This is a genomic window from Micrococcus sp. iso_229 (genome assembly GCF_058072725.1).
On the sequence record NZ_CM176514.1, the window covers coordinates 896,152 to 917,154 of the forward strand.

General features: G+C 75.3%; 19 protein-coding genes. 16 read left to right on the top strand and 3 right to left on the bottom strand.

Going from position 1 to position 21,003, the window contains the following annotated elements; translation table 11 throughout:
* Positions 1 to 12 precede the first annotated feature (12 nt).
* Positions 13 to 492: a DUF3515 family protein gene (locus AC3RKA_RS04170; protein ID WP_049161674.1), complete on the bottom strand. Its 480-nt coding sequence runs from the start codon at positions 490 to 492 to the stop codon at positions 13 to 15.
* An 89-nt stretch (positions 493 to 581) separates the two neighbouring features.
* On the opposite strand from AC3RKA_RS04170, the gene AC3RKA_RS04175 reads away from it, so the two are divergent.
* From AC3RKA_RS04175 to rsmD, 4 genes are read left to right on the top strand one after another with little or no spacing between them, the layout of a single operon-like run.
* Positions 582 to 1,706, top strand: a complete 1,125-nt coding sequence (locus tag AC3RKA_RS04175) for an LCP family protein (RefSeq protein WP_489727535.1) — start codon at positions 582 to 584, stop codon at positions 1,704 to 1,706.
* Positions 1,703 to 2,740 carry a DAK2 domain-containing protein gene (locus tag AC3RKA_RS04180; protein ID WP_049161678.1) on the top strand — a complete coding sequence of 346 codons (1,038 nt, stop codon included), beginning with the start codon at positions 1,703 to 1,705 and terminating at the stop codon, positions 2,738 to 2,740. Before AC3RKA_RS04175 ends, AC3RKA_RS04180 begins: the two co-directional genes overlap by 4 nt.
* Positions 2,730 to 4,922, top strand: a complete 2,193-nt coding sequence (locus tag AC3RKA_RS04185) for an ATP-dependent DNA helicase RecG (RefSeq protein WP_489727536.1) — start codon at positions 2,730 to 2,732, stop codon at positions 4,920 to 4,922. Before AC3RKA_RS04180 ends, AC3RKA_RS04185 begins: the two co-directional genes overlap by 11 nt.
* A 3-nt stretch (positions 4,923 to 4,925) precedes the next feature.
* Positions 4,926 to 5,489, top strand: coding sequence for a 16S rRNA (guanine(966)-N(2))-methyltransferase RsmD (gene rsmD / locus AC3RKA_RS04190; protein WP_216879419.1), 564 nt, complete (start codon positions 4,926 to 4,928; stop codon positions 5,487 to 5,489).
* Positions 5,490 to 5,726: 237 nt separating this feature from the next.
* Here rsmD and AC3RKA_RS04195 read toward each other — a convergent pair whose 3' ends face one another.
* Together AC3RKA_RS04195 and AC3RKA_RS04200 are read right to left on the bottom strand one after the other, a co-directional pair.
* Positions 5,727 to 6,980, bottom strand: coding sequence for an aminotransferase class I/II-fold pyridoxal phosphate-dependent enzyme (locus AC3RKA_RS04195; RefSeq protein ID WP_400268537.1), 1,254 nt, complete (start codon positions 6,978 to 6,980; stop codon positions 5,727 to 5,729).
* A 118-nt stretch (positions 6,981 to 7,098) separates the two neighbouring features.
* The gene (locus AC3RKA_RS04200; RefSeq protein WP_324701571.1) at positions 7,099 to 8,109 is read right to left on the bottom strand and encodes an IS481 family transposase; all 1,011 of its coding nucleotides are present in this window, start codon (positions 8,107 to 8,109) and stop codon (positions 7,099 to 7,101) included.
* 129 nt (positions 8,110 to 8,238) lie between these two features.
* On the opposite strand from AC3RKA_RS04200, the gene coaD reads away from it, so the two are divergent.
* From coaD to AC3RKA_RS04260, 12 genes are all read left to right on the top strand, one after another.
* Positions 8,239 to 8,712, top strand: coding sequence for a pantetheine-phosphate adenylyltransferase (gene coaD / locus AC3RKA_RS04205; RefSeq protein ID WP_489727537.1), 474 nt, complete (start codon positions 8,239 to 8,241; stop codon positions 8,710 to 8,712).
* A 68-nt stretch (positions 8,713 to 8,780) separates the two neighbouring features.
* The gene (gene galU / locus AC3RKA_RS04210) at positions 8,781 to 9,695 is read left to right on the top strand and encodes a UTP--glucose-1-phosphate uridylyltransferase GalU (RefSeq protein ID WP_049160607.1); all 915 of its coding nucleotides are present in this window, start codon (positions 8,781 to 8,783) and stop codon (positions 9,693 to 9,695) included.
* Positions 9,696 to 9,868: 173 nt separating this feature from the next.
* Positions 9,869 to 10,441, top strand: a complete 573-nt coding sequence (locus AC3RKA_RS04215; RefSeq protein WP_060775663.1) for a YceD family protein — start codon at positions 9,869 to 9,871, stop codon at positions 10,439 to 10,441.
* Between the two features lie 2 nt (positions 10,442 to 10,443).
* The gene (gene rpmF, locus AC3RKA_RS04220) at positions 10,444 to 10,647 is read left to right on the top strand and encodes a 50S ribosomal protein L32 (protein ID WP_489727538.1); all 204 of its coding nucleotides are present in this window, start codon (positions 10,444 to 10,446) and stop codon (positions 10,645 to 10,647) included.
* Positions 10,648 to 10,720: 73 nt separating this feature from the next.
* Positions 10,721 to 11,383, top strand: a complete 663-nt coding sequence (rnc, locus tag AC3RKA_RS04225) for a ribonuclease III (protein WP_020621711.1) — start codon at positions 10,721 to 10,723, stop codon at positions 11,381 to 11,383.
* Positions 11,384 to 11,387: 4 nt separating this feature from the next.
* A complete protein-coding gene (gene mutM, locus AC3RKA_RS04230; protein ID WP_060775664.1) occupies positions 11,388 to 12,305 on the top strand; it encodes a bifunctional DNA-formamidopyrimidine glycosylase/DNA-(apurinic or apyrimidinic site) lyase in 918 nt (305 codons plus the stop codon).
* Positions 12,306 to 12,355: 50 nt separating this feature from the next.
* The gene (locus tag AC3RKA_RS04235) at positions 12,356 to 13,501 is read left to right on the top strand and encodes an LCP family protein (protein WP_060775665.1); all 1,146 of its coding nucleotides are present in this window, start codon (positions 12,356 to 12,358) and stop codon (positions 13,499 to 13,501) included.
* Positions 13,491 to 14,663, top strand: coding sequence for a glycosyltransferase family 4 protein (locus AC3RKA_RS04240; protein ID WP_060775666.1), 1,173 nt, complete (start codon positions 13,491 to 13,493; stop codon positions 14,661 to 14,663). The genes AC3RKA_RS04235 and AC3RKA_RS04240 overlap by 11 nt, the downstream gene beginning before the upstream one ends.
* An 82-nt stretch (positions 14,664 to 14,745) precedes the next feature.
* The gene (locus AC3RKA_RS04245) at positions 14,746 to 15,516 is read left to right on the top strand and encodes a hypothetical protein (protein ID WP_216879415.1); all 771 of its coding nucleotides are present in this window, start codon (positions 14,746 to 14,748) and stop codon (positions 15,514 to 15,516) included.
* Positions 15,513 to 17,708, top strand: coding sequence for a glycosyltransferase (locus tag AC3RKA_RS04250; protein WP_060774578.1), 2,196 nt, complete (start codon positions 15,513 to 15,515; stop codon positions 17,706 to 17,708). Before AC3RKA_RS04245 ends, AC3RKA_RS04250 begins: the two co-directional genes overlap by 4 nt.
* 97 nt (positions 17,709 to 17,805) lie before the next feature.
* Positions 17,806 to 19,062, top strand: a complete 1,257-nt coding sequence (wecC, locus tag AC3RKA_RS04255; protein ID WP_060774579.1) for a UDP-N-acetyl-D-mannosamine dehydrogenase — start codon at positions 17,806 to 17,808, stop codon at positions 19,060 to 19,062.
* 50 nt (positions 19,063 to 19,112) lie between these two features.
* Complete coding sequence (locus AC3RKA_RS04260; RefSeq protein WP_216879412.1) at positions 19,113 to 20,918, top strand: glycosyltransferase family 4 protein; 1,806 nt, start codon at positions 19,113 to 19,115, stop codon at positions 20,916 to 20,918.
* The last annotated feature ends 85 nt before the right edge of the window (positions 20,919 to 21,003 follow it).

Sequence of the window (21,003 nt, forward strand, 5' to 3'; positions counted from 1 at the left end):
CCCGCGCCGGTCTCAGCCGACGGGTGTGGCGTCCTGCAGGCTGACGCAGCCGCCGCTGGACTCGATCTGCGCGACCGCCGAGGACAGGCCCACCATCACGGTGTCCGAGCTGGCCTGGTCCTTGCCGAACAGCACCTCCACGGCCGGGTCGCGGCCATAGGTGGTGATCCGCCAGTTCTCGTCCTCGTCCCGGATGACCCAGTCGATCCCGTCCACGGAGATGCAGCGGTCCGTGGTGGGGCCGGGGACCTCGGCGCCGCAGCGCAGGACGACGGCGGCCGGGTCACCCCACACGGCCGTCGCCTGGCTGTCGGTGGGGCGCAGGTCGAGGTCGCCCAGGGCGTCGGGCATGGCCACCATGGCCGGGGCACACGCCGGGTCAGCGGCGTGGGGCGCGGCCTCCACTGTGGCCACCCGTCCGGTGCAGGCCGTGGCACCGAGGGCGATCGCGGTCAGGAGGGGCACGAGACGACGCAGACGGCGGGATTCCATCCGCCCAGGATACGTGCGGCGCCGGGACCCGCGGGGGCCCGTGCCCTAGCATGGGCGGGACCGTTCCCGTCCCCGCCTCAGGAGCCCACGTGAGCAGCACCGCGGACCCCCGCCCCCGCCCCCCGCAGGAGGACGTCGCCGTCGGGCGGCGCCGTCGTCGTCGCCGCCCGTGGCTGATCGCCCTGGCGGTGGTGCTCGTGGCGCTGCTGGCCGTGGGCATCGCGGCGGCGGTGTACGTCGGCGGGATCGCCCGGATCATCGACCAGGACACCCAGCGCTTCGACGGCGGCGCGTTCCCCGCCGAGTCGGGCCGCCCGGGTGCCGCGGGGGCGTCCGCCCAGCAGCCCACCGCGCCGCCGCCCGGCATGGACGCGGACCAGGCCGCCGAGGGCGCCCGGGGCCCCGTCGCCCCGGGCGCGGACGAGCAGGCGGACGAGCAGGCCCTCGACGTGCTGCTCGTCGGCGAGGACGCGGGTGCGGAGGGCCGTGACTCCGCCGGCCGGTCGGACACCCTCATGTGGGTCCACGTGCCCGGGGACCGCAGCGAGATCCAGGTCATGTCCATCATGCGTGACATGTGGGTGCCGATCCCGGGGCACGGGGACCACAAGGTCAACGCCGCCTACCAGTACGGCGGCATCCCGCTGACGGTGGCCACCGCGGAGAACATGTTCCAGGCGCGCGTGGACCACGTGATCGCCGTGGACCTCGCCGGCTTCAAGGGCCTCGTGGACGCCCTGGGCGGCGTCAGCGTGGACAACCCCAGCGCCTTCGTCTCGACCGGCGGCGTCGACTTCCCCGCGGGCACCGTGCAGATGGACGGGGACAAGGCCCTGGCCTACGCGCGGGAGCGGTACAACCTGCCGCGCAGCGACTTCGACCGCGTGGAGAACCAGCAGCGCCTGGTCAAGGCCATCGTGTCCGCGTTCCTCTCGCGGGACACCCTCTCGGACCCGAGCCGCGTGCAGGCCGCCGTCGAGGAGTTCGCCCCCTTCCTGACCCTCGACGACGAGCTCGACTCGAGCACCCTCGCGAACCTGGCGTGGTCCCTGCGCGACGCGCGCGACGCCCCGATCGTGACCAGCACGGTGCCGTCCGTGGGCGTGGGCTACACGGACACCGGTGAGGACGTCGTGTGGCCGGACTGGGCGGCGATCGCCCGCCTGGGCGAGGGCATCCGCACCGGGACCCTGGGGGAGGCCGTGGCGCCGTGAGCACGCCGTCCCGGCCGTCACTGGTACGGCACTGGCTCGCGCTCGCGGAGGAGCTCGTGGGCCGGGCCGCGCCGCGGCTCGACGCCCTGAACCTCTTCCCGGTCCCGGACGCGGACACGGGCACGAACATGCTCGCCACGCTGACGGCGGCCCGCACCGCGGCCGACGCCTGCCCCGCACAGGACGACGCCGGCGCCGTGCTCGCGCACGCGGGGGCGGCCGCGCTGGACTCCGCCCGGGGCAACTCGGGCATGCTGCTCGCGGTCAGCCTGGCGGGGATGGCCGAGCCCCTGCGCGGCCGGGAGCGCGTCGACGCGTTCGCCCTGGCGGCGGCGTTCGGAGCCGCCGACCGGGCCGCCCGGCAGGCCCTGTCGGATCCGCGCGAGGGGACGATCCTCACGGTGCTCTCCGCGGCCGCCCGCAGTCTCGCGCGCTCCTCCACGCAGGCCCCGGACACGCCTGCGGTGGCCGGGGACGCGGACCCGGCCGTGCGGCTCGGTCCGGCCGTGACCCTCATGCTGGCCGACTGCGTGCAGGCCGTGGAGGAGACCGAGTCGTTGCTCGCCCCGCTGACCCGGGCGCACGTCGTGGACGCCGGCGCCGTCGGGCTGCTCTGGGTGTTGGAGGCGCTGCGCTCCGTCGTCACGGGCACGCCCGTGGACGAGGAGTTGGCCACCGCGCTCCCCGGCTACGTCGAGGGCGCCCACGCCGCAGAGGGCGAGCCCGCCGCCGAGGCGGAGGCGCCGATCGAGGGGGCCGTCGAGGTGATGGGCACCCTGACGCTCACCCCGCTCGCCGCGGCCGAGCTGCGCCGACGGCTGGCCGACGTGGGGGACGCCGTGATCCTCGCCCCCGTCGGGACCGCCCGTGACGGGCAGGGCCGGGTCGCGTGGCGGGTCCACGTGCACGTGCCCCGCGCCGAGGACGCGATCGGCCCCCTGCGGGCCGCCGGCGACGTCGAGGGCCTGGCCGTCACCGACCTGGCCGGGCCGTCGCACGGAGACGCCGCACCGGACGGGTGCCATGGCCGCTGAGGCCACCGTCACCGACCTGCCCCTGTCCGAGGTGCTGGGTGGGACGCTGCCCGCCCGCCTCGAGAAGGAGCTCGGGCTGACCACGGTCGGGGACCTGCTGGACCACGTGCCGCGCCGCTGGATCGAGCGCGGCGAGCTCACCCCCATCGCCGCGCTGCCCCACGACGCCGAGGTGACCGTCGTCGCCGTCGTGGAGTCGGTGACCACACGGCGCATGCACAGCCGGCCCGGGTTCATCGTGGACGTCACCGTCGCGGACCCGTCCGTGGCCGGCGTGCCGGGGGCGAGCCTGTCCATGGCCTTCTTCAACGGCCACGACGCCCGCCGCCGCCTCGCCCCCGGGATGACCGCCATGTTCCAGGGCCGCACCACCGAGTACCGCGGCCGGATCACGCTGAACAACCCGGACTTCGCCCTCCTGGACGACGACGTCGCCCCGGGGGAGGTGGACGTGCGACCGGTGCCCCTCTACCGGGCCACGGGGAAGCTGCCGTCGTGGACGGTCCGCTCCGCCGTCGCCCGGGTGCTCGAGACCGTCGACCTGGGGCGGATCCCCGAGCTGCTCACCGAGCGGATCCGCGCGGAGGCCGCCGCGGCGCTCGACCTGGACGCGCCGCTGCCGGGAACCGCCCAGGCGTACCGGGACCTGCACGCCCCGCACGACGTCGCCGCCACCGGCCCGGCGCGGACCGCGCTGGCCCTGCGTGAGGCGCTGCTTGTCCAGGCCGCGCTCGCCTGGCGCCGGGACCGGGAGCGGGCGGTGCCCGCCGTGCCCCGCCCGCCGCGGCCCGGGGGCCTGCTCGAGGCTCTGGACGCCCGCCTGCCGTTCGCGCTGACGCCCGGCCAGGTGGCGGTGGGGGAGCAGCTGTCCGCCGAGCTGGCCCGGGACGCCCCGATGAGCCGGCTGCTGCAGGGGGACGTGGGCGCGGGCAAGACGCTCGTGGCCCTGCGGGCGATGCTGCAGGTCGTGGACGCCGGCGGCCAGGCCGCCCTGGTGGCGCCCACCGAGGTGCTCGCCGCGCAGCACCACCGTGCCCTGCTGCGCCTGATGGGTCCGCTCGCCGAGGCCGGCACCCTCGGGGCCGGCGACGGCCCGGCCACGAGGGTCGTGCTGGTCACCGGCTCGCTCAAGACCGCCGCGCGCCGCGAGGCGCTGCTGGCCCTGGCCTCCGGCGAGGCCGGGATCGCCGTGGGGACGCATGCGCTGCTCTCCGAGAAGGTGGGCTTCGCCGAGCTGGCCCTGGCCGTCGTCGACGAGCAGCACCGCTTCGGCGTGGACCAGCGCGAGGCCCTCCGGCGGGCCAACCCCGGCACGCACCTGCTCGTCATGTCCGCCACGCCCATCCCGCGCTCCGTGGCGATGACGGTGTTCGGTGACCTGGACCTGTCGGTGCTCGAGGGGCTGCCCTCGGGGCGACAGCCGGTCACCACGCACGTGGCGCGGATGGCCCACGGCCCGCGCGTGATCGGCCGGGTGTGGGAGCTGATCGCCGAGCACGTGGCGGCCGGCCACCAGGCGTTCGTGGTGTGCCCGCGCATCGACCCCGACGACGCCGACCCGGGTCACGCCAACGTGGAGGAGATGACACCCCGGCTGCGGGGTCTCCCGGCGCTGGCGGGGCTGCGGATCGACGCCGTGCACGGGCGCATGGACCAGGCCGAGCAGGATGCGGCGATGCAGGCCTTCGCGCGCGGGGAGACGGACGTGCTCGTGGCGACCACCGTCGTGGAGGTGGGCGTGGACGTGCCCAACGCGACGGTCATGGCGGTCCTCGACGCCGACGACTTCGGCCTGTCCACCCTGCACCAGCTGCGCGGCCGCGTGGGCCGCGGTCCCGGGGCGGCGGTCTGTCTGCTGGCCACGCGCCTGCCGGACGGGCACCCGTCGCTGCGCCGGCTCGAGGTCCTGGCCCAGGAGCAGGACGGCATGCGCATCGCGCAGGAGGACCTCGCCCAGCGCGGTGTCGGCGACGTGCTCGGCGCCGCCCAGTCCGGGCTGGCCTCGGGGCTGCACCACGTGGACGTCATCGCCGACGCCCCGCTGATCGCCGTGGCCGCCGACGCCGTCGCGCAGGTCATGGCGGCCGGCCCGGGGCTCTCCGCCCACCCGGCGCTCGCCGCCGAGGTGGCCCGCTGGGAGGCCGAGCACCTCACCGCCGCCGACTACCTCGAGAAGGGTTGAGCCATGTCCCGCATCATCGCCGGCGCGGCCGCCGGGCGGCCCCTGAGCGCCGTCCCCGGCACCGGCACGCGCCCCACCACGGACCGCACCAAGGAGGCCCTGTTCTCCTGGCTCGAGGCTCGCGACTGGCTGGACGGGACGGCCGTGCTCGACCTCTATGCCGGTTCCGGCGCCCTGGGGTGCGAGGCCGCCAGCCGCGGAGCGGCATCGGTGCTGCTGGTCGAGCGGGATCGGAAGGCCGTGACCGCGTGCCGCGCGAACGCCGCGCTGGTCAACCGGGCGCGCGGGGCCGACGTCGTGCGCGTGCGCGCCGGGAGCGTGGAGCAGGCGCTCGCGGCGGAGGCCGCGCCCGTGGACCTGATCCTGGCCGACCCGCCGTACCCGCTGGCCGGCCCGCCGCTCGAGGCCGTGCTGGAGGCGGCGGCCGGGCGGCTCGCCCCGGGCGGGCTGCTCGTGCTCGAGCGGGCGGCCCGGGACGCGGCGCCGCGCCGGCCGCGCGGCCTCGAGGAGGTCGAGGTGCGCGTTTACGGCGAGACCGTCCTGTACCTCTGGCAGGACGAGCGCTGACCCCACCCACCCGCTTTCGTTCGGGAAACGGCGGCGTGTCGGCCCGTTTTCGTTCGGGAAACGGCGGCGTCGTGGCCCGTTCTCACGGGGGAGACGGGAGGGCGGAACGGACTGTGCTCAGCACCGAACCGCGAGCACGGCGGCCGCCGTTTCCCGAACGAAAATGCTCTGGGGACCGCCGTTTCCCGAACGAAAGTGCTCCGGGGACCGCCGTTTCGTCAACGAAAGCGTCGGGGGTCAGGCCGCGCGCAGCCGCGGGGCCGCCTCGGCCAGGCGGCGCATCGCCTCGTCGATCGCATCCGGGGACTTGCAGAACGCCAGCCGCAGCCACGACCGCAGGTGGCCCCCGTCCGGGCGGCAGAGCGCGCCCACGGGGATGCCCGTGACGCCGGCCTCACGCGTCCACCGCACCGCGGCCTCGGCCGCGTCCGTCACACCCCACGGGGCCAGGTCCACGACGACGAAGTAGCCCGCCGCCGGGACGACCGGGTCCAGGCCCGCCTCCCGCAGGCCCGCCACGAGCCGATCCCGGGCGTCGCGGTACCGCTCGCGCTGGCCGGCGAGGTGCCGCTCGGCGTCGTCGGTGGGCAGGTAGGCGCCCAGCGCGCGCTGGAAGGCGGGGCCGGAGGAGTAGGTGAGGAACTGCTTGACGGCGCGCGCGGCCCCGACGAGCTCGGCCGGGCCGGTCAGCCAGCCGACCTTCCACCCGGTGACCGCGAACGCCTTGCCCGCGCTGGAGACCGTCAGGACCATGTCCTCGGCGCCCGCGACCGAGCGCAGGCTGACGTGCTCGCCCTCGTAGACGAGGTGGTCGTAGACCTCGTCCGAGAGGATCAGCACGCCCCGGGACCGGCACAGGGCCACGAGCTCCTCGAGCAGCTCCCGCGGATAGACCGCGCCCGTGGGGTTGTGCGGCGTGTTCACGATGAGCAGGCGCGTGCGGTCGGTGATCGCGTCCGCCACCCGCGCCGGATCCGGAAGGAAGTCCGGCGCCTCCACCGGCACGCTCACGTGCCGGGCGCCGGCCAGGGCGATCGTGGCGGCGTGCGAGTCGTAGAACGGCTCGACCGTGACGACCTCGTCGCCCGGGCGCACGAACGCCAGGACCGTCGCGGCGATGCCCTCGGTGGCACCCGTGGTGATCATGACCTGCGTGGCGGGGTCCTCCGTCACGCCCCAGTGGCGCCGGCGATGCTCTGCGACGGCCTGCCGCAGCGCGGGGTCGCCCGTGCCGGGGGCGTACTGGTTGGGGCCCGCCAGCACGGCGTCGGCCGCCAGCCGCAGCAGCGTGTCGGGGCCGTCGGCGTCGGGGAAGCCCTGGCCGAGGTTCACGGCCCCGTGCTCGACGGCGAGGCCCGTCATCGTCTCGAACACGGTGGGCACGGGGCCGGCGTCGCCGAGCAGGCCCGCGGCCGCCGCCGTGCGACGCCACGGCGCGTCCACGTCGACGTCGTGCCGTGCCGATCCGGGGGTGGGCTGGGTTCCGTCCATGGCCGCACTGTACCCAGTGCCGCGGACCGCACCCGGCGGCGCATGCCGCGTCCAGCGCGACCGCGACGCGCCGGAGCCAGACCGGACGGGCGTCCGTCGCCGCTCGGCGCGGCCCCCGCTAGGTGTAGGAGGGCATGACGTTGTTGACACGCACCGGGGCCAACGAGGCCGGTGGAGCATCTCCGCAGGAGGTATGCGGCCGATGGTAGTTGTAGTGATTCACCCACACCTGAAGGGCCTCACGCCGAGCCCGCTCTGAGGTGTAGGGGCGGGCGTAGAGGACCTCATCGACCATCAGCCGGTTGTACCGCTCGACCTTCCCGTTGTGCTTTGGCGTGTAGGGGCGGATCCGGTGATGCCGGCCCCCGAGAGAGACCACCTTCGCGGTGAAGTCCACGGCCCGGTAGTTGTTCCCGTTGTCCGTGACCACCCGGTCCGCGGTGATGCCGTGAGCGGCGAAGAACGCGCGGGCCCGGCAGTAGAACCCGATCGTGGTCACCGCCCGCTCATCCTCCAGCGCCTCCGTGTACGCCAGGCGGGTGAACCCGTCGATCGCCGAGTGTAGGTAGGTGTAGCCGACCCGCTGGCCAGACCCCCGCTTGGAAGCACGCCCCGCCTCACTGTCTCTTCCGTGGGCGCGCCAGCCTCCCCCTTCAGGGATGCGTCCGATCTTCTTCACGTCCAGGTGCACCATGTGCCCTGGCCCCCTCGCGGTGATCCTCCGGGCCGGCTGCCGGCGGAGGTCTTCTCCGGCTGGGGTCAGGTCCCGTAGGCGGGAGATCCCGGCCCGGTGCAGCCACCGCCCCACGGTGCGAAGACACACCTGGTGGCCCTCGCCGACCAGATGGTGATGGATGCGCCGGGCGGACCACTTCTCGGCCCGGCGCAGGGCCTCCAGCTCGGCCACGATCGCGGGGTCGAGCCGGGCAGGTGAGCGATGGGGCCGGCTCGACCGGTCTTGCAGTCCTGCCTCGCCTTCGGCACGGTAGCGGGCGACCCAGGTGGCCACCGTGGGCCGACTGACGCGGAACTCCGCGGCCACGTGGGACTGCGGGATCCCGTCGTTCAGGTGGCGGTGGACCATGCGCAGCCGGCCGGTGGGGGTCAGAGGTGCGTTAGCGTGAGTCACGAGCGGGCTTCCTTCCGCGGATGAGTGGATGTCGCAATTCCCATCCTGCGGGGCGGAGCCCGCTCGTCTCATCTCAGCCCGTGCCTCGTGTCAAGAACCTCATGACCCACAACAGCTAGGCTGGCACCCATGCGTCGTGCCGTCTGCCCTGGTTCGTTCGATCCCCTCCACAAGGGGCACGTCGAGGTGATCGCGCGAGCCGCGAACCTCTTCGAGGAGGTGGTGGTCGCCGTGTCCGCCAACCCGGCCAAGACGTACCGCTTCAGCGTGGAGGAGCGCATCGCCATGATCGAGGCGACGGTGTCCTCCCTCGCCGGTGTCGCGGTCCGACCCATGGGTCCGGGCCTGTTGGCCGAGTTCTGCCGGCAGATCGGCGCGGACGCGATCGTCAAGGGGCTGCGCGGCGGCGCCGACCTCGAGTTCGAGGCCCCGATGGCCGCGATGAACCGCCACCTCACCGGGGTCGAGACGGTCTACCTCCCGGCCGACGCCCGGTACACCCACGTGTCCTCCTCGCTCATCAAGGAGGTCCATGGACTCGGCGGCGACGTCGCCGAGTTCGTCCCGGCCGCGGTCCTGCGCGGCCTCGCCGGCGGGGCCTGACCCCGCCCGGCCCACCCGCGGGCCACCCCTCTGCTCGTCCCACCGCATCAACCGCAGGAGAACCGCCGATGACCGTCCCGCCCCCCTCCCGCCCCCGCACCCGCAAGGCCGTCATCCCGGCCGCCGGCCTGGGCACCCGCTTCCTGCCGGCCACCAAGGCCATGCCGAAGGAGATGCTGCCGGTGGTGGACCGGCCGGCCATCGAATACGTGGTGACGGAGGCCCGGCGTGCGGGCCTGGCGGACGTGCTGATGATCACAGGCCGGAACAAGCGGGCCCTCGAGGACCACTTCGACCGCCATCCCGCACTGGAGGCCGCGCTGGAGCACAAGGGCGACGCCAAGCGGCTCGCGCAGATCCACGAGTCGGACCTGGTGGGGGACATCCACTACGTCCGTCAGGGCGAGGCCCTCGGGCTCGGCCACGCGGTGAACTGTGCACGCCGCCACGTCGGCGAGGAGCCGTTCGCGGTCCTGCTGGGCGATGACATCATCGGCGACGGCGAGGCGCTGCTCGAGCGCATGATCGACGTGCAGCAGCGCCTCGGCGGCTCCGTGATCGCCCTCATGGAGGTCCCGGAGGAGGCCGTCTCGGCCTACGGCGTGGCCGCGGTGCAGGCCGTGCCGGGGGAGGGCGACGACGTCGTCCGCGTCACCGACCTCGTGGAGAAGCCGGCCCGCGAGGACGCCCCCTCCACCCTCGCGATCATCGGCCGCTACGTGCTGGCCCCGCAGGTGTTCGACGTGCTGGACGAGACCCCGCCCGGCCGCGGCGGGGAGATCCAGCTCACCGACGCGCTGCAGAGGCTGGCCACGGAGGACGGTGAGGGCCGCGGTGTGCACGCCGTCGTCTTCGACGGCCGCCGCTACGACACGGGGGACAAGCTCGGCTACCTGCAGGCGGTCATCGAGTTCGGGACGCGGCACGAAGACCTCGGGGCCGACCTGCGGGCCTGGCTCCGGGAGTTCACCGCCGGGCTCTGAGCCGGGCCGGCGACGCGCGGGCCGCCGCCGGCTTTGGCCGACGCGGACCCACCCGGTAGGATGGGCTGTCGGTCCGTCGTGGCTGGACCCGTGTCCAGGCCGCATCGCACCCCTGCAGAGGGCGTGCGGACGGGCCGTGTACCCCGCCGTCCCACCCGCCGAGAGGAGCGACCATGGACAGCATCCAGCACCACGGCGCCGACTCGCCGTGGGTGATCCCCGTGCGCGATCTGACGCGCGGGGCCGGAGTCCAGCGCGAGCTGACGGCCGAGTGGCCCGCCCCCGCGGGCGTCTCCACGCCGCTGCTGGGGATCCCCGAGGGGGACCCCGTCGAGCTGGACCTGCGTCTGGAGTCGGTGCACGAGGGTGTCCTCGTCACCGGCACCGCGGACGCGACCCTGAAGGGCGAGTGCGGCCGTTGCCTGCGCCCGCTGCACGAGGGGATCACCGTGGACCTGCAGGAGCTGTACCTCACCGGCGCGTCCGAGGACGACGCCGGCGAGCAGCCGCTCGTGGTGCGCGAGACCGTGGACCTGGAACCCGTGTTCCGGGACGCCGTGGTCATCGCCCTTCCGTTCCAGCCGCTGTGCCGGCCGGACTGCGAGGGCCTGTGCGCCGACTGCGGCATCCGCCTCGAGGACGCGCCCGAGGGGCACGCCCACGAGCGCGTGGACCCGCGCTGGGCCGCCCTGGCCCACCTCGCGGGCACCTCAGAGACCTCCATCACCGAGACAGAAGAGAGATAGTCGTGGCAGTCCCGAAGCGGAAGATGTCCCGTGCCAACACCCGTGCCCGCCGGTCGCAGTGGAAGGCCACCGCGCCCACCCTGGTGAAGTCCGTCGAGAACGGTCGCGTCTCGTACCGCCTGCCCCATCAGGCCGAGCTGAAGTCCGACGCCGCCGGCACCCCCCTGTTCTTCGAGTACAAGGGCCGCAAGGTCGCCGACGCCTGAGATGGCGTCCCCCTCGGCTCGCCGCGGGCCTGAGCCCGCGCCCGAGCCAGAAGAGCTGTTCGAGCGTCTCGGCGTGCACATCACCGCCGGGACGCTCGAACGTGCTCTGACGCACCGCTCGTTCGCCTATGAGCAGGGCGGGCTGCCCACCAACGAGCGCCTCGAGTTCCTCGGGGACTCGGTGCTGGGCTACGTGGTCACCGACCACATCTTCACGGTGTACCCGGACCTGGCCGAGGGCGACCTCGCGCGCCGCCGGGCCGCCGTCGTGTCCACGCGTGCCCTGGCGAAGGTGGCGCGCCGGATTGGCATCGGCCCGTTCGTGCGCCTGGGCACGGGGGAGCGCCGCACCGGCGGGGCGGACAAGGACTCGATCCTCGCCGACACCCTCGAGGCGCTCATCGGCGCCGTCTACGTGGACCACGGGGCCGTGGCCGCGGCCGCACTCGTGCACCGCCACGTGGTGCCGCTGCTGGACGAGCCGGACCTGCTGCGCGAGAGCACCGACTGGAAGACGGTCGTGGCCGAGGCCGCCAGCCGCCACGGGCTCGGCGCCGTCCGCTACGCGATCGAGGGGCAGGGCCCTGCGCACGACCCCCGATACCGGGCCACCCTCGTGGTCGGCGAGCGCGAGTACGGCTCCGCCGTCGCCAGCTCCAAGAAGCAGGCCGAGCGGGACGCCGCGGCCGCCTCGTGGCCCGCCCTCGAGGCGGGCCTGCCGGCCGCGGGGCGCTGAGCCCGTGCCGGAGCTGCCCGAGGCCGAGGTCGTCCGGCGCGGCCTGGCCCGGTGGGCCACGGACGCCGTCGCCGCGGAGCTCAAGGTCCTCGACCCCCGCTCGCTGCGTCGCAGCCCCGGCGGTGCGGACGCCCTCCGGGAGCGGCTGCTCGGCGCCCGGCTGGCCGAGCCGGCTCGCCGCGGCAAGTTCCTCTGGCTGCCCCTGGCCGAGGGCGACGACGCCGTCGTCGTGCACCTGGGGATGAGCGGGCAGATCCTCGTGGACGAACCGGGGGCCGCCGACCAGCGTCACCTGCGCCTGCGCCTGCCCGTCACCGCGGCGGACGGCTCCGCCCGCGAGCTGCGGTTCGTGGACCAGCGGATCTTCGGCGGCTGGTGGCTCGACGCCCTGCGGCCCGACGACGCCGCCGGTGGCGAGCGGATCCCCACCACGGCCGCCCACATCGCCCTGGACCCGCTGCACCCGCTGTTCGACCCCGTGGCCGTGCACGCGCGCCTGGCACGGCGCCGCTCCACCCTCAAGCGCGCGCTGCTGGACCAGTCGCTGGTCTCCGGGATCGGCAACATCTACGCGGACGAGGCCCTCTGGGGCGCCCGCCTGCACCCCGAGCGCCCGACCGAGCGCATGCGACGGGCCGACACGCTGCGCCTCATGGCGGCCGTCCAGGACGTGATGCGCCGGGCCCTGGAGGTGGGGGGCACGAGCTTCGACGCGCTCTACGTCAACGTGGACGGGCGATCGGGCTACTTCGCCCGCTCCCTGGCGGCCTACGGGCGCACCGGACAGCCGTGTCGCCGCTGCGCCGCCGAGGGGGTCGACTCCCGCATCGTCCGCGAGCCGTTCATGAACCGTGCGAGCCACCTGTGCCCGCGCTGCCAGCCCAGACCGCGCCGTCGCCGGGCCGTGGCGGCCGACGCCTGACGAGGCGTCCGTAGACTGGGCTGACCCCCGACCTCGAGCAGGAGACCCGAGTGAGCCATCCCCCGGCCGCGTCCTGGACGCCCGAGCCCCTGCCGCGTCCCGAGTCCCCGCGCGACGACGCCCCGCCGGTCGCGCGGCGCCGCCGTCGCTGGCCGTGGGTGGTCGGCATGCTCGCCGTCCTGCTGGCGGCGCTGCTCGGCCTGGGCGCCTGGTACGCGGGCTCGCTCGGGCGCACCTTCGACGACCACCGGCAGACGGTGGACGTGGGGGCGCTCGAGCAGGCGGCCGGGGACGGCCCGCTGAACGTGCTCGTCCTGGGCTCCGACTCCCGCGAGGGCGAGGGCGAGCAGGACATGGGCCAGCGCTCGGACACCATGATGCTCGTGCACATCCCCGCGGACCGACGCCAGGTCTACGTCATGTCCGTGCTGCGGGATTCGTGGGTCACCGTGCCCGGCCACGGCGAGGCGAAGATCAACTCGGCCTTCGACACGGGCGGCTACGCGCTCGCCGTGGACACGGTGGAGCTGCTGCTGGGAGTGCCCATCCACCACGTCCTGGAGGTCGACTTCCAGGGTTTCCGGGGCGTGACGAACGCGCTGGGCGGCGTCGAGGTCTGCAACCCGCAGGCCTTCTCCTCCGGTCAGGCCAACCCCTCGTACTACCCGCGCGGACACATCCTGCTGCAGGACACCGCCGCCCTGCGCTACGTGCGCGAACGGCACGCCTTCGACGACGGCGACGTCACCCGCGTGAAGAACCAGCAGCGCTACCTGGCCGGTGCGATGGACCGCTTCCTCAGCCCGCAGATCCTGGGCAATCCCGCCCGCACCACCGAGGTCGTCGCCACGTTCTCCGACCACCTCGGTGTGGACGAGGGGCTCACGTCCGGCGTGATCGCCTCGCTCGCGTGGCAGCTGCGCGACGTCCGCGGCGAGGACGTCGAGATGTTCACGGTGCCTCGCAAGGGCTTCGCGGAGGGGCCGAACGGCGACGCCATCGTCGAGCTCGACGAGGACAAGCTGGCGGACCTGCGCTCCGCCCTCGCCGACGACGACGTCCAGCGCTATGTCGACGAGCACGAGCCCAAGAAGGAGAAGAAGGCCCAGGCCGCCGGCGGGCCCGCCCCCGTGCTGACCCTGCTGACCGGCACCACGCCCGCACCCGCCCTCGGGGAGGACCCCTGTGACGACTGAGCCGCGCCGCCCCCGCCTCCTGCTGGTCTCCCACTCCTACCGGCCCGAGCGCACTCCGCCCGCGCGTCGCTGGGGCGCGGTCGTGGCGGCGCTGCGGTCGGCGGGCTGGGACGTCGACGTCGTCGCGCCCGGGGGTGTGCGCCCCTTCGCCGGGCCCGACGGCGAACGCATCCTGCCCACGCCTCGCCTGCCCCTGGGGGAGGCCGGCCGCAACGGCCGCTTCGCCGAGGCGGTGGTGCACGCCCTGCTCGCCATCCCCCGCGGGATGGCCACCCGACGCCCGGACGTGGTGGTGGCCACCGTGCCCGCCCTGCCCGTGGTGGTGCCCGGCGTCGTGCTCTCCCGCCTCTGGCGCCGTCCCCTCGTGCTGGAGATGCGCGACGCCTGGCCGGATCTCGCCCACGAGGCCGGGGTCCACCAGGGCCTGCTGGGCGTCGCGATGGAGCGTGTCGTGACCGGCGGCCAGCGCGCGGCCCGGCTCGTGGTGACCGTCACGGACGGCTTCGCGGAGACGCTGCGCGGGCGCGGCGTGCGGGTGGTCCGCACCCTGGGCAACGGCGTGGACCTGGCCCGCCTGGCCGTGGCGCCCCGGCGGGAGCGGGCCGCCGGTGAGCTCCACGTGCTGTACCTGGGCAACATGGGCGAGAGCCAGGGGCTCGAGCGGCTCATCGACGCCGCGGCGACGCTGCGTCGCACCCGGCCGGGGGTGCGCGTCCGGCTGGTCGGGGAGGGGACCCGACGTCCGGCGCTGGAGGCCCGCAACGCCGAGCTCGGCTCGCCGGCCGAGATCCTCGGACCCGTCCACGGCGCGGCCGTGGCCGAGCAGTACGCGTGGGCGGACACGCTGGTGGTGGCCCTGCGTCCCGACTGGCCGAGCTTCCGGCACACCGTGCCCTCCAAGACCTACGAGGTGCTCGCCGTCGGCCGGCACGTCACGGGCCTGGTGACGGGGGAGGCCGCCCGCACCCTCGAGGCGGCCGGCGGCGCCGAGGTCATCGGCCCGGACGTGGACGACCTGGTGCGGCACCTGGCGGCGCTCGCGGACGACCCGCACCGCACCGACGTCGGCGCGGGCGGACGCGACTGGGTGCGCCGCCACGCCGACCTGCCGGCCGTGGCCCGCCGCTACGAGCGACTGCTGCGCCGCGTCGCCGGTCGCTGAGCCCGACGTCGGCCCCTTGCTAGGGTTGACGCCGCCGCACCCGGCCGGGTGCACTCCACCGGGACACCGAGGAACAGTTCTGATGCCAGCTGGGAAGTCCATCCGTCGGGTCGCGCGCGCGGGCGCTCGCCTGCTGCCGCCCGAACAGCGCCGTCGGGTGCGCCGCACCGGCGGCGCGCTGCTGCGCAGGCTGCCGCCGCAGGTGGCCGAGGAGGTCCGCGGCGTGTTCGGCATCCGCTGGGGCGACCGTCCGGCGCACGCCCGGCCGGCCGACGCCCTGGGCCTGGCGGGCGGGCCGGCCCGCACCCGCCCCGGCAGCGCCTCCCTCACCGGCCGCGGTGCGGCCGCCGTCGGCGCCGATCCGGAGGCCGCGGCCCGTCTCGAGCGGGCCCTGGGCCTGGCCGACACGTCCCGCACCGAGCGGGGCGGGCGGGCCGTCGGCGTCGTCGCCGCCCCAGACGTGCGCGCGGCCCTCGCGGCCGCCGGGCACCGCGTCGTGCCGCTCGTGCCGGGCACCGCGGGCGCGGTGGCCGAACGCGTGGAGGCCGTCGTCGTGGATGTGGACGGCGTGGACGGGCCGTGGGCCGGGGCCCTCGACGCCGCCGGCGCGGCCCTCTACCTCGAGCTGCGGGGTGCCGTGAGCGCGGCCGCCGCGCGCGGGGTCACCGTCTGGGTGCTCTCCCGGGGCCGTCACCGGCACCGGCTCGGGGCCCTCGCCCTGCTGCACGCCGAGGACGTCATCGTCGTCGAGGCCGGCGCGGGCCGGACGCCGTTGCACTTCACCGAGGACCCGGGCGACGCGCCCCAGGGGATCGCCGACGTCCTCGCCGCCTGCCCGGAGGAGAGCGCATGAACACGCACCACCCCGACCGCCTGACCGACGCCGCCGACGTGCGCGTCCTGCTCTACGGCGACGTCGACCTGAACGTCATCGACGGCTCCGCCACGTGGCTGCCCTCCCTGGCCGAGACCCTCGCCCGCACGGGTGCGAGCGTCGACGTCCAGCTCAAGGCCGTCGAACGCCGGGACCTGCTCACCGCTCCGCTGCGCGCCCTGACGGGGGTGCGCGTGCTCGCCGCCGAGCCGGAGGCCGGGCAGGGGGGAATGACCCCCTCCCGCGCCGCGGACGTGCTGGCCCGCCGGGACGAGGAGTCCCGGTACGACGTGGTGCTCGTGCGCGGCATCCACGCCTGCCTCGAGCTCGCCGACCGCGGCGCCTTCCCGGGGCGGCTGTGGTCCTACGTGACCGAGTACGGCTACGTGGAGGACGGCTTCCCGGCCGGGCGCGTCGAGGAGCTCGGCCGCGTCGCCGCGGCGAGCCGTCTGATGCTGGCCCAGACGCCCCAGGCTCGCGCCGTGCTCGAGGCGATGGTCCCGGCCGCCGCCGGGCGCACCGAGCTGCTCTCGCCGATGGTGCCGGACGGGCTCGTTCCGGCCGAACGCGCCGAGGCGCCCGCCGACGGCCCGGTGCGTCTCGTGTACACGGGCAAGTTCGCCCACGACTGGCGCACCGACCTCATGCCGGACGTGCTGACCGCCCTCCACGAGGCCGGCGTCCCGGCCACGCTCACGATGGTGGGGGACAAGGTCCACCCCGAGCGTGACCGGCCCGGCTGGGCCGCGGGGATGCGCTCCCGCCTCGAGGCCGACCGGCCCGACTTCGAGTGGACCGGAGCGCTCTCCCGCGAGGAGTCCATGGCCCGCACCGCGGCCGCGGACGTCTCTCTGGGCTGGCGCGCCCCCGCCCTGGACCTCTCGCTCGAGATCTCCACGAAGGTGCTCGAGAGCTGCGCGGTCGGAGTGCCGCCGCTCCTGAACCGGACCGTGGCGCACGAGGAGCTGCTGGGGGCCGACTACCCCCTGTTCGTGGACGGGGTGAGGGACTCGGCCCGGGACGTGGCCGCCCGCATCGCGGCCGCCCGCCACGACCTGCCGGCCCTCTCGCGGCGCGTCGTCGAGGCCGCCGCCCCCTACCGCATGGCCGCGCGCGCACGCGCCCTGACAGGCGTCATGGACCGGCTCGGTCTGCTCGACCGACGGCCCGCCCGCGGCGGGTCACGCACCCGCGTGGTCCTGGCCGGCCACGACCTGAAGTTCGCGGGCGAGCTCGTCGACCTGCTGCGGGACGACCCGGGCGTCGAGCTGCGCATCGACCACTGGCAGGGCCTGCACCGCCACGACGAGGCCGCCTCACGCCGCCTCGTCGAGTGGGCCGACGTCGTGGTGTGCGAGTGGGCGGGCCCCAACGCCGTCTGGTACGCCCGCCACAAGCGGCCCGGCCAGCGGCTCGTGGTCCGCCTGCACATGTTCGAGCTGCGCGGTGGCTGGCTCTCCGCGCTCGAGACCGACGCCGTGGACCGCCTCGTGACCGTCTCCGATCTCTACCGGGACCTGGTGCGCGAGCACCTGCCCATCGAGCCCACGCGGGTCACGGTGATCCCCAACGCCGTGTCTGTGGCGGACCTGGACCGTCCCGGCCTGCCGGGTCGCCGGTTCCGGCTCGGCCTCGTCGGCGTGGTGCCGTTGCGCAAGCGCCTGGACCGGGCCGTGGACCTGTTGGAGATCCTGCGCGCCCATGACGAACGGTTCACCCTGCACGTGCGCGGCCGCATGCCGTGGGAGTACCCGCACGAGTGGCGCAAGCCCCTCCAGCGCGAGGGCTACCTCGACCTGTTCGCCCGCCTCGGCGCCGGTCCGCTGCGCGGGGCCGTCGCCTTCGAGCCCTTCGGGGCGGACATGGGCTCGTGGCTGACGAAGATCGGCTGGGTGCTCTCGCCGTCCACCACCGAGAGCTTCCACCTCGCGCCCGCCGAGGGCATGGTCTCGGGCGCGGTCCCGCTCGTCTGGGACCGGCCCGGCGCGAGGGGCGTGTTCGGCGACGAGTTCGTGCTCGACGACACCGACGCCGCGGCGCGGCGGGTGCTCGAGGCGGTCGCCGACGACGCGCGGTGGGACGAGCTCTCGACCCTGGCCCGGGAACGGGTGCGCGCGTACGACGAGCGCGTCGTGGCCGGTCTGTGGCGCGAGGCGCTGGGGCTGGACTGAAGCAGGCCGGGCGACGGCGGTAGGGTGGGACGCGTCCGCCCCCGCCCGCCGGTGCCTGGGGCCGCCGCCGTGAACCATTCCCCATTGAGGAGACCCCGTGAAGAAGATCGAGACCGTCGCCGTCATCGGCCTGGGCTACATCGGCCTGCCCACCGCCGCCATCCTCGCCGAGAACGGCGTGAAGGTGCTCGGCGTGGACGTCTCGGACCGCACCGTGGAGGCCGTGAACGCGGGCACGGTGCCCTTCGTGGAGCCGGACCTGGCCGGGTTCGTCACGCGCGGCGTCGAGAAGGGCCTGCTCAGCGCCTCGAAGACGACGCCGGCCGCGGACGCCTACATCGTCGCCGTGCCGACCCCGTTCAAGGACGGACACTCCCCGGACCTGGGCTACATCGAGGCCGCCGCCCGCGGCCTGGCCCCGCAGCTGACCGGCGACGAGCTCGTCATCCTCGAGTCCACCTCGCCCCCCGGCGCCACCGAGCACATGGCCGAGGTGATCTTCGCCGAGCGTCCTGAGCTGCGCGAGTCCGAGCTGGACTTCGCCCACTGCCCCGAGCGGGTGCTCCCGGGCCGCGTCATGGTCGAGCTCGTGACCAACGACCGGATCGTCGGCGGCTCGACCCGGCGCGCGGCCGAGCGGGCCCGCGACCTCTACCGCACGTTCTGCGAGGGCGAGATCCTGCTGACGGACACCCGCACCGCGGAGATGGCCAAGCTCGTGGAGAACTCCTTCCGCGACGTCAACATCGCCTTCGCCAACGAGCTGTCCGTGATCTGTGCCGAGCAGGGCATCGACGTGTGGGAGCTCATCGAGCTCGCCAACCACCATCCCCGCGTGAACATCCTGCAGCCGGGCCCCGGCGTGGGCGGCCACTGCATCGCCGTGGACCCGTGGTTCATCGTGGACGCCGCCCCGCAGACCGCCCGGCTGATCCGCGCGGCCCGGGAGATCAACGACGGCAAGCCCCAGTGGGTCATCGACCAGGTCAAGGCCGCTGCCTTCGACGTCCAGCAGGCCACCGGCCGCGCGCCCGTCGTCGCCACCCTGGGCCTGGCCTTCAAGCCGAACATCGACGACCTGCGTGAATCCCCGGCCCTGAACATCGCGGCCGAGCTGGCGGGCCAGTTCTCCGGGTCCGACGTGCTCGTGGTCGAGCCGCACGTCACGGAGCTGCCGGCCGCGCTGCAGGGCAAGGACAACGTCCGCCTGGTCGCGGCCGACGAGGCCCTGGAGGCCGCCGACATCGTGGTGCTGCTGGTGGACCACTCCGCCTTCGCCGACCTCGGCGACCGCGTGGCCGACAAGCGCGTGATCGACACGCGCGGCCAGTGGCGCACCGGCCCGTCCCTCTGACAAGACGCGGCCCGCGCCCCGCCCCGCCCCGCCGACATGAGCCCGCACCGATGACCGCACGCGAGCGCCCCGCGTCGTCCCGCCGCCCGCTGCTGCGGTCCCTGGCCCTGACCGCCCAGACCGTCCGCGAGCACGTGACGGACGACCCGGTGCTGTTGGCCCTGCAGGTCTCCCGTCGACTTCCGCCCGCGGTGGCGGACGGGGCGGCCGGCGTCCTCACCCGCCTGGGCCGGAACGGCGTCGTGCCCGCGCTCGGCCACGAGATGCGGGGCGAGCGCGCGGCGGCCCTGGCCGCCCTCGGCGTGGACGAGGCCGGCCGGCCCGTCCGCGCGTCCCGTCCGGGGGCGGGGAGCGGCCGCGGGCTGGTCCACCGGGCCGACGCGGCCCTCGGCATGGGCCGGCCCGACGTCGCCGAGACGCTGCTCGGCAGCGTGCCGGAGGAGCATCGCGGCGCGGCGTGGACGGCCGCCGCCGCACGCCTGGCGGCGCACCGCGGCGACCTGGGCGGTGCGGCCGCGCTCGCCGCGCGGCATCCCCGCAACCGTCATCTCGCCCGCCGCATGGCGGGGGAGCGGGACGCGTTCCGCGGCGTCGCCCCGACCGTGCCGACCGAGCCCGGCTACCGCCCGGTCCCGGGGCGGGTGCTGCACGTGCTGACCAACTCCCTGCCCCACACCGGGTCGGGATACGCCCAGCGCAGCCACGCGATCCTCACCTCCCTGCGGGACGAGGGCTTCGAGGTCGCCGCCGTCACGCGGCCGGGCTACCCCGTGCAGATCGGCGTGCCCTGGGCGGCACAGCGGGATGTCGTGGACGGGATCGACTACGCCCGGCTGCTGCCGGCCCGGCTCGCCCAGGGCCAGGCCGCCCGCATCCAGCAGCACGCCGAGCTGCTGGCCGCGCACGTGCGACGACACCGTCCCGCCCTGCTGCACACGACCACGCACTTCGTCAACGCGCTCGCGGTCGAGGCCGTGGCGCGGGCCTTCGGGATCCCGTGGGTGTACGAGGTCCGCGGGCAGCTCGCGGACACGTGGGCGGCGGTGCGCGGGCCCGAGGCCCTGGCCTCGGAACGGTACCGGCTCTTCCAGGAGAGGGAGGCCGAGGCCGCCCGCCGCGCCGACGGGGTCGTGACGCTCGGGGCGGGCATGCGCGACCGCCTGGTCGCGGCCGGGGTGGCCGAGGACGCCGTTGTGCTCTGCCCCAACGCCGTGGGCCCGGCCTTCGTCGCCGAGCCGGCGGACCGGGACGAGGCACGCGCCCGGCTGGGCTGGGACCTGCCGACCGACGCCTTCGTGGTGGGCACCGTCTCGAGCCTCGTGGACTACGAGGGCCTGGACACCCTGCTGCGCGCCGCCGCACGGCTGGCCCCGCACCGTCCCGGGCTGCGCGTGCACATCGCCGGCGACGGCGTCGCCCGGCCCGGGCTGCAGGCCCTGGCCGCGGAGCTCGGCATCGCGGAGCTGTGCGCCTTCCCCGGGCGGGTCGACCGCGAGGACGCGCGCCTGCACCACGCCGCCCTGGACGTGTTCACGGTCCCGCGCCGGGACCTGCCCGTCACCCGGGCGGTGACGCCGATGAAGACCGTCGAGGCCTCGGCGACCGGTCGGCCCGTCGTCGCCTCGGACCTGCCGGCCCTGGCCGAGCTCGTCGAGGACGGGCGGACCGGTCTGCTCGTCCCCGCGGAGGATCCCGCCGCGCTGGCCACCGCCCTCGACCGGCTCGCGGAGGACCCGGCCGAGCGGGCGCGCCTCGGCGCGGCCGGCCGGGACTGGGCCCTGCAGACGCGCACCTGGGAGGCCAACGCGCGCCGCTATCGGGCGCTCTACGACCGGCTCGGCGTCCACCCGCGCTGATACAGTGACGCTGGCGCCGGGCCTCCCGCACTCTCGTGTTCCGGAGGCCTCCTCGACGCCCGCCCGACGCTCGTCGCGTGGGGCC

Bases quoted from the DNA above. Each gene is read 5' to 3' on its own strand.
- AC3RKA_RS04170 (WP_049161674.1), bottom strand. From the start codon at position 492: ATGGAATCCCGCCGTCTGCGTCGTCTCGTGCCCCTCCTGACCGCGATC.
- AC3RKA_RS04185 (WP_489727536.1), top strand. From the start codon at position 2,730: ATGGCCGCTGAGGCCACCGTCACCGACCTGCCCCTGTCCGAGGTGCTG.
- rsmD (WP_216879419.1), top strand. From the start codon at position 4,926: ATGTCCCGCATCATCGCCGGCGCGGCCGCCGGGCGGCCCCTGAGCGCC.
- AC3RKA_RS04195 (WP_400268537.1), bottom strand. From the start codon at position 6,980: ATGGACGGAACCCAGCCCACCCCCGGATCGGCACGGCACGACGTCGAC.
- coaD (WP_489727537.1), top strand. From the start codon at position 8,239: ATGCGTCGTGCCGTCTGCCCTGGTTCGTTCGATCCCCTCCACAAGGGG.
- galU (WP_049160607.1), top strand. From the start codon at position 8,781: ATGACCGTCCCGCCCCCCTCCCGCCCCCGCACCCGCAAGGCCGTCATC.
- AC3RKA_RS04215 (WP_060775663.1), top strand. From the start codon at position 9,869: ATGGACAGCATCCAGCACCACGGCGCCGACTCGCCGTGGGTGATCCCC.
- AC3RKA_RS04245 (WP_216879415.1), top strand. From the start codon at position 14,746: ATGCCAGCTGGGAAGTCCATCCGTCGGGTCGCGCGCGCGGGCGCTCGC.
- AC3RKA_RS04250 (WP_060774578.1), top strand. From the start codon at position 15,513: ATGAACACGCACCACCCCGACCGCCTGACCGACGCCGCCGACGTGCGC.
- AC3RKA_RS04260 (WP_216879412.1), top strand. From the start codon at position 19,113: ATGACCGCACGCGAGCGCCCCGCGTCGTCCCGCCGCCCGCTGCTGCGG.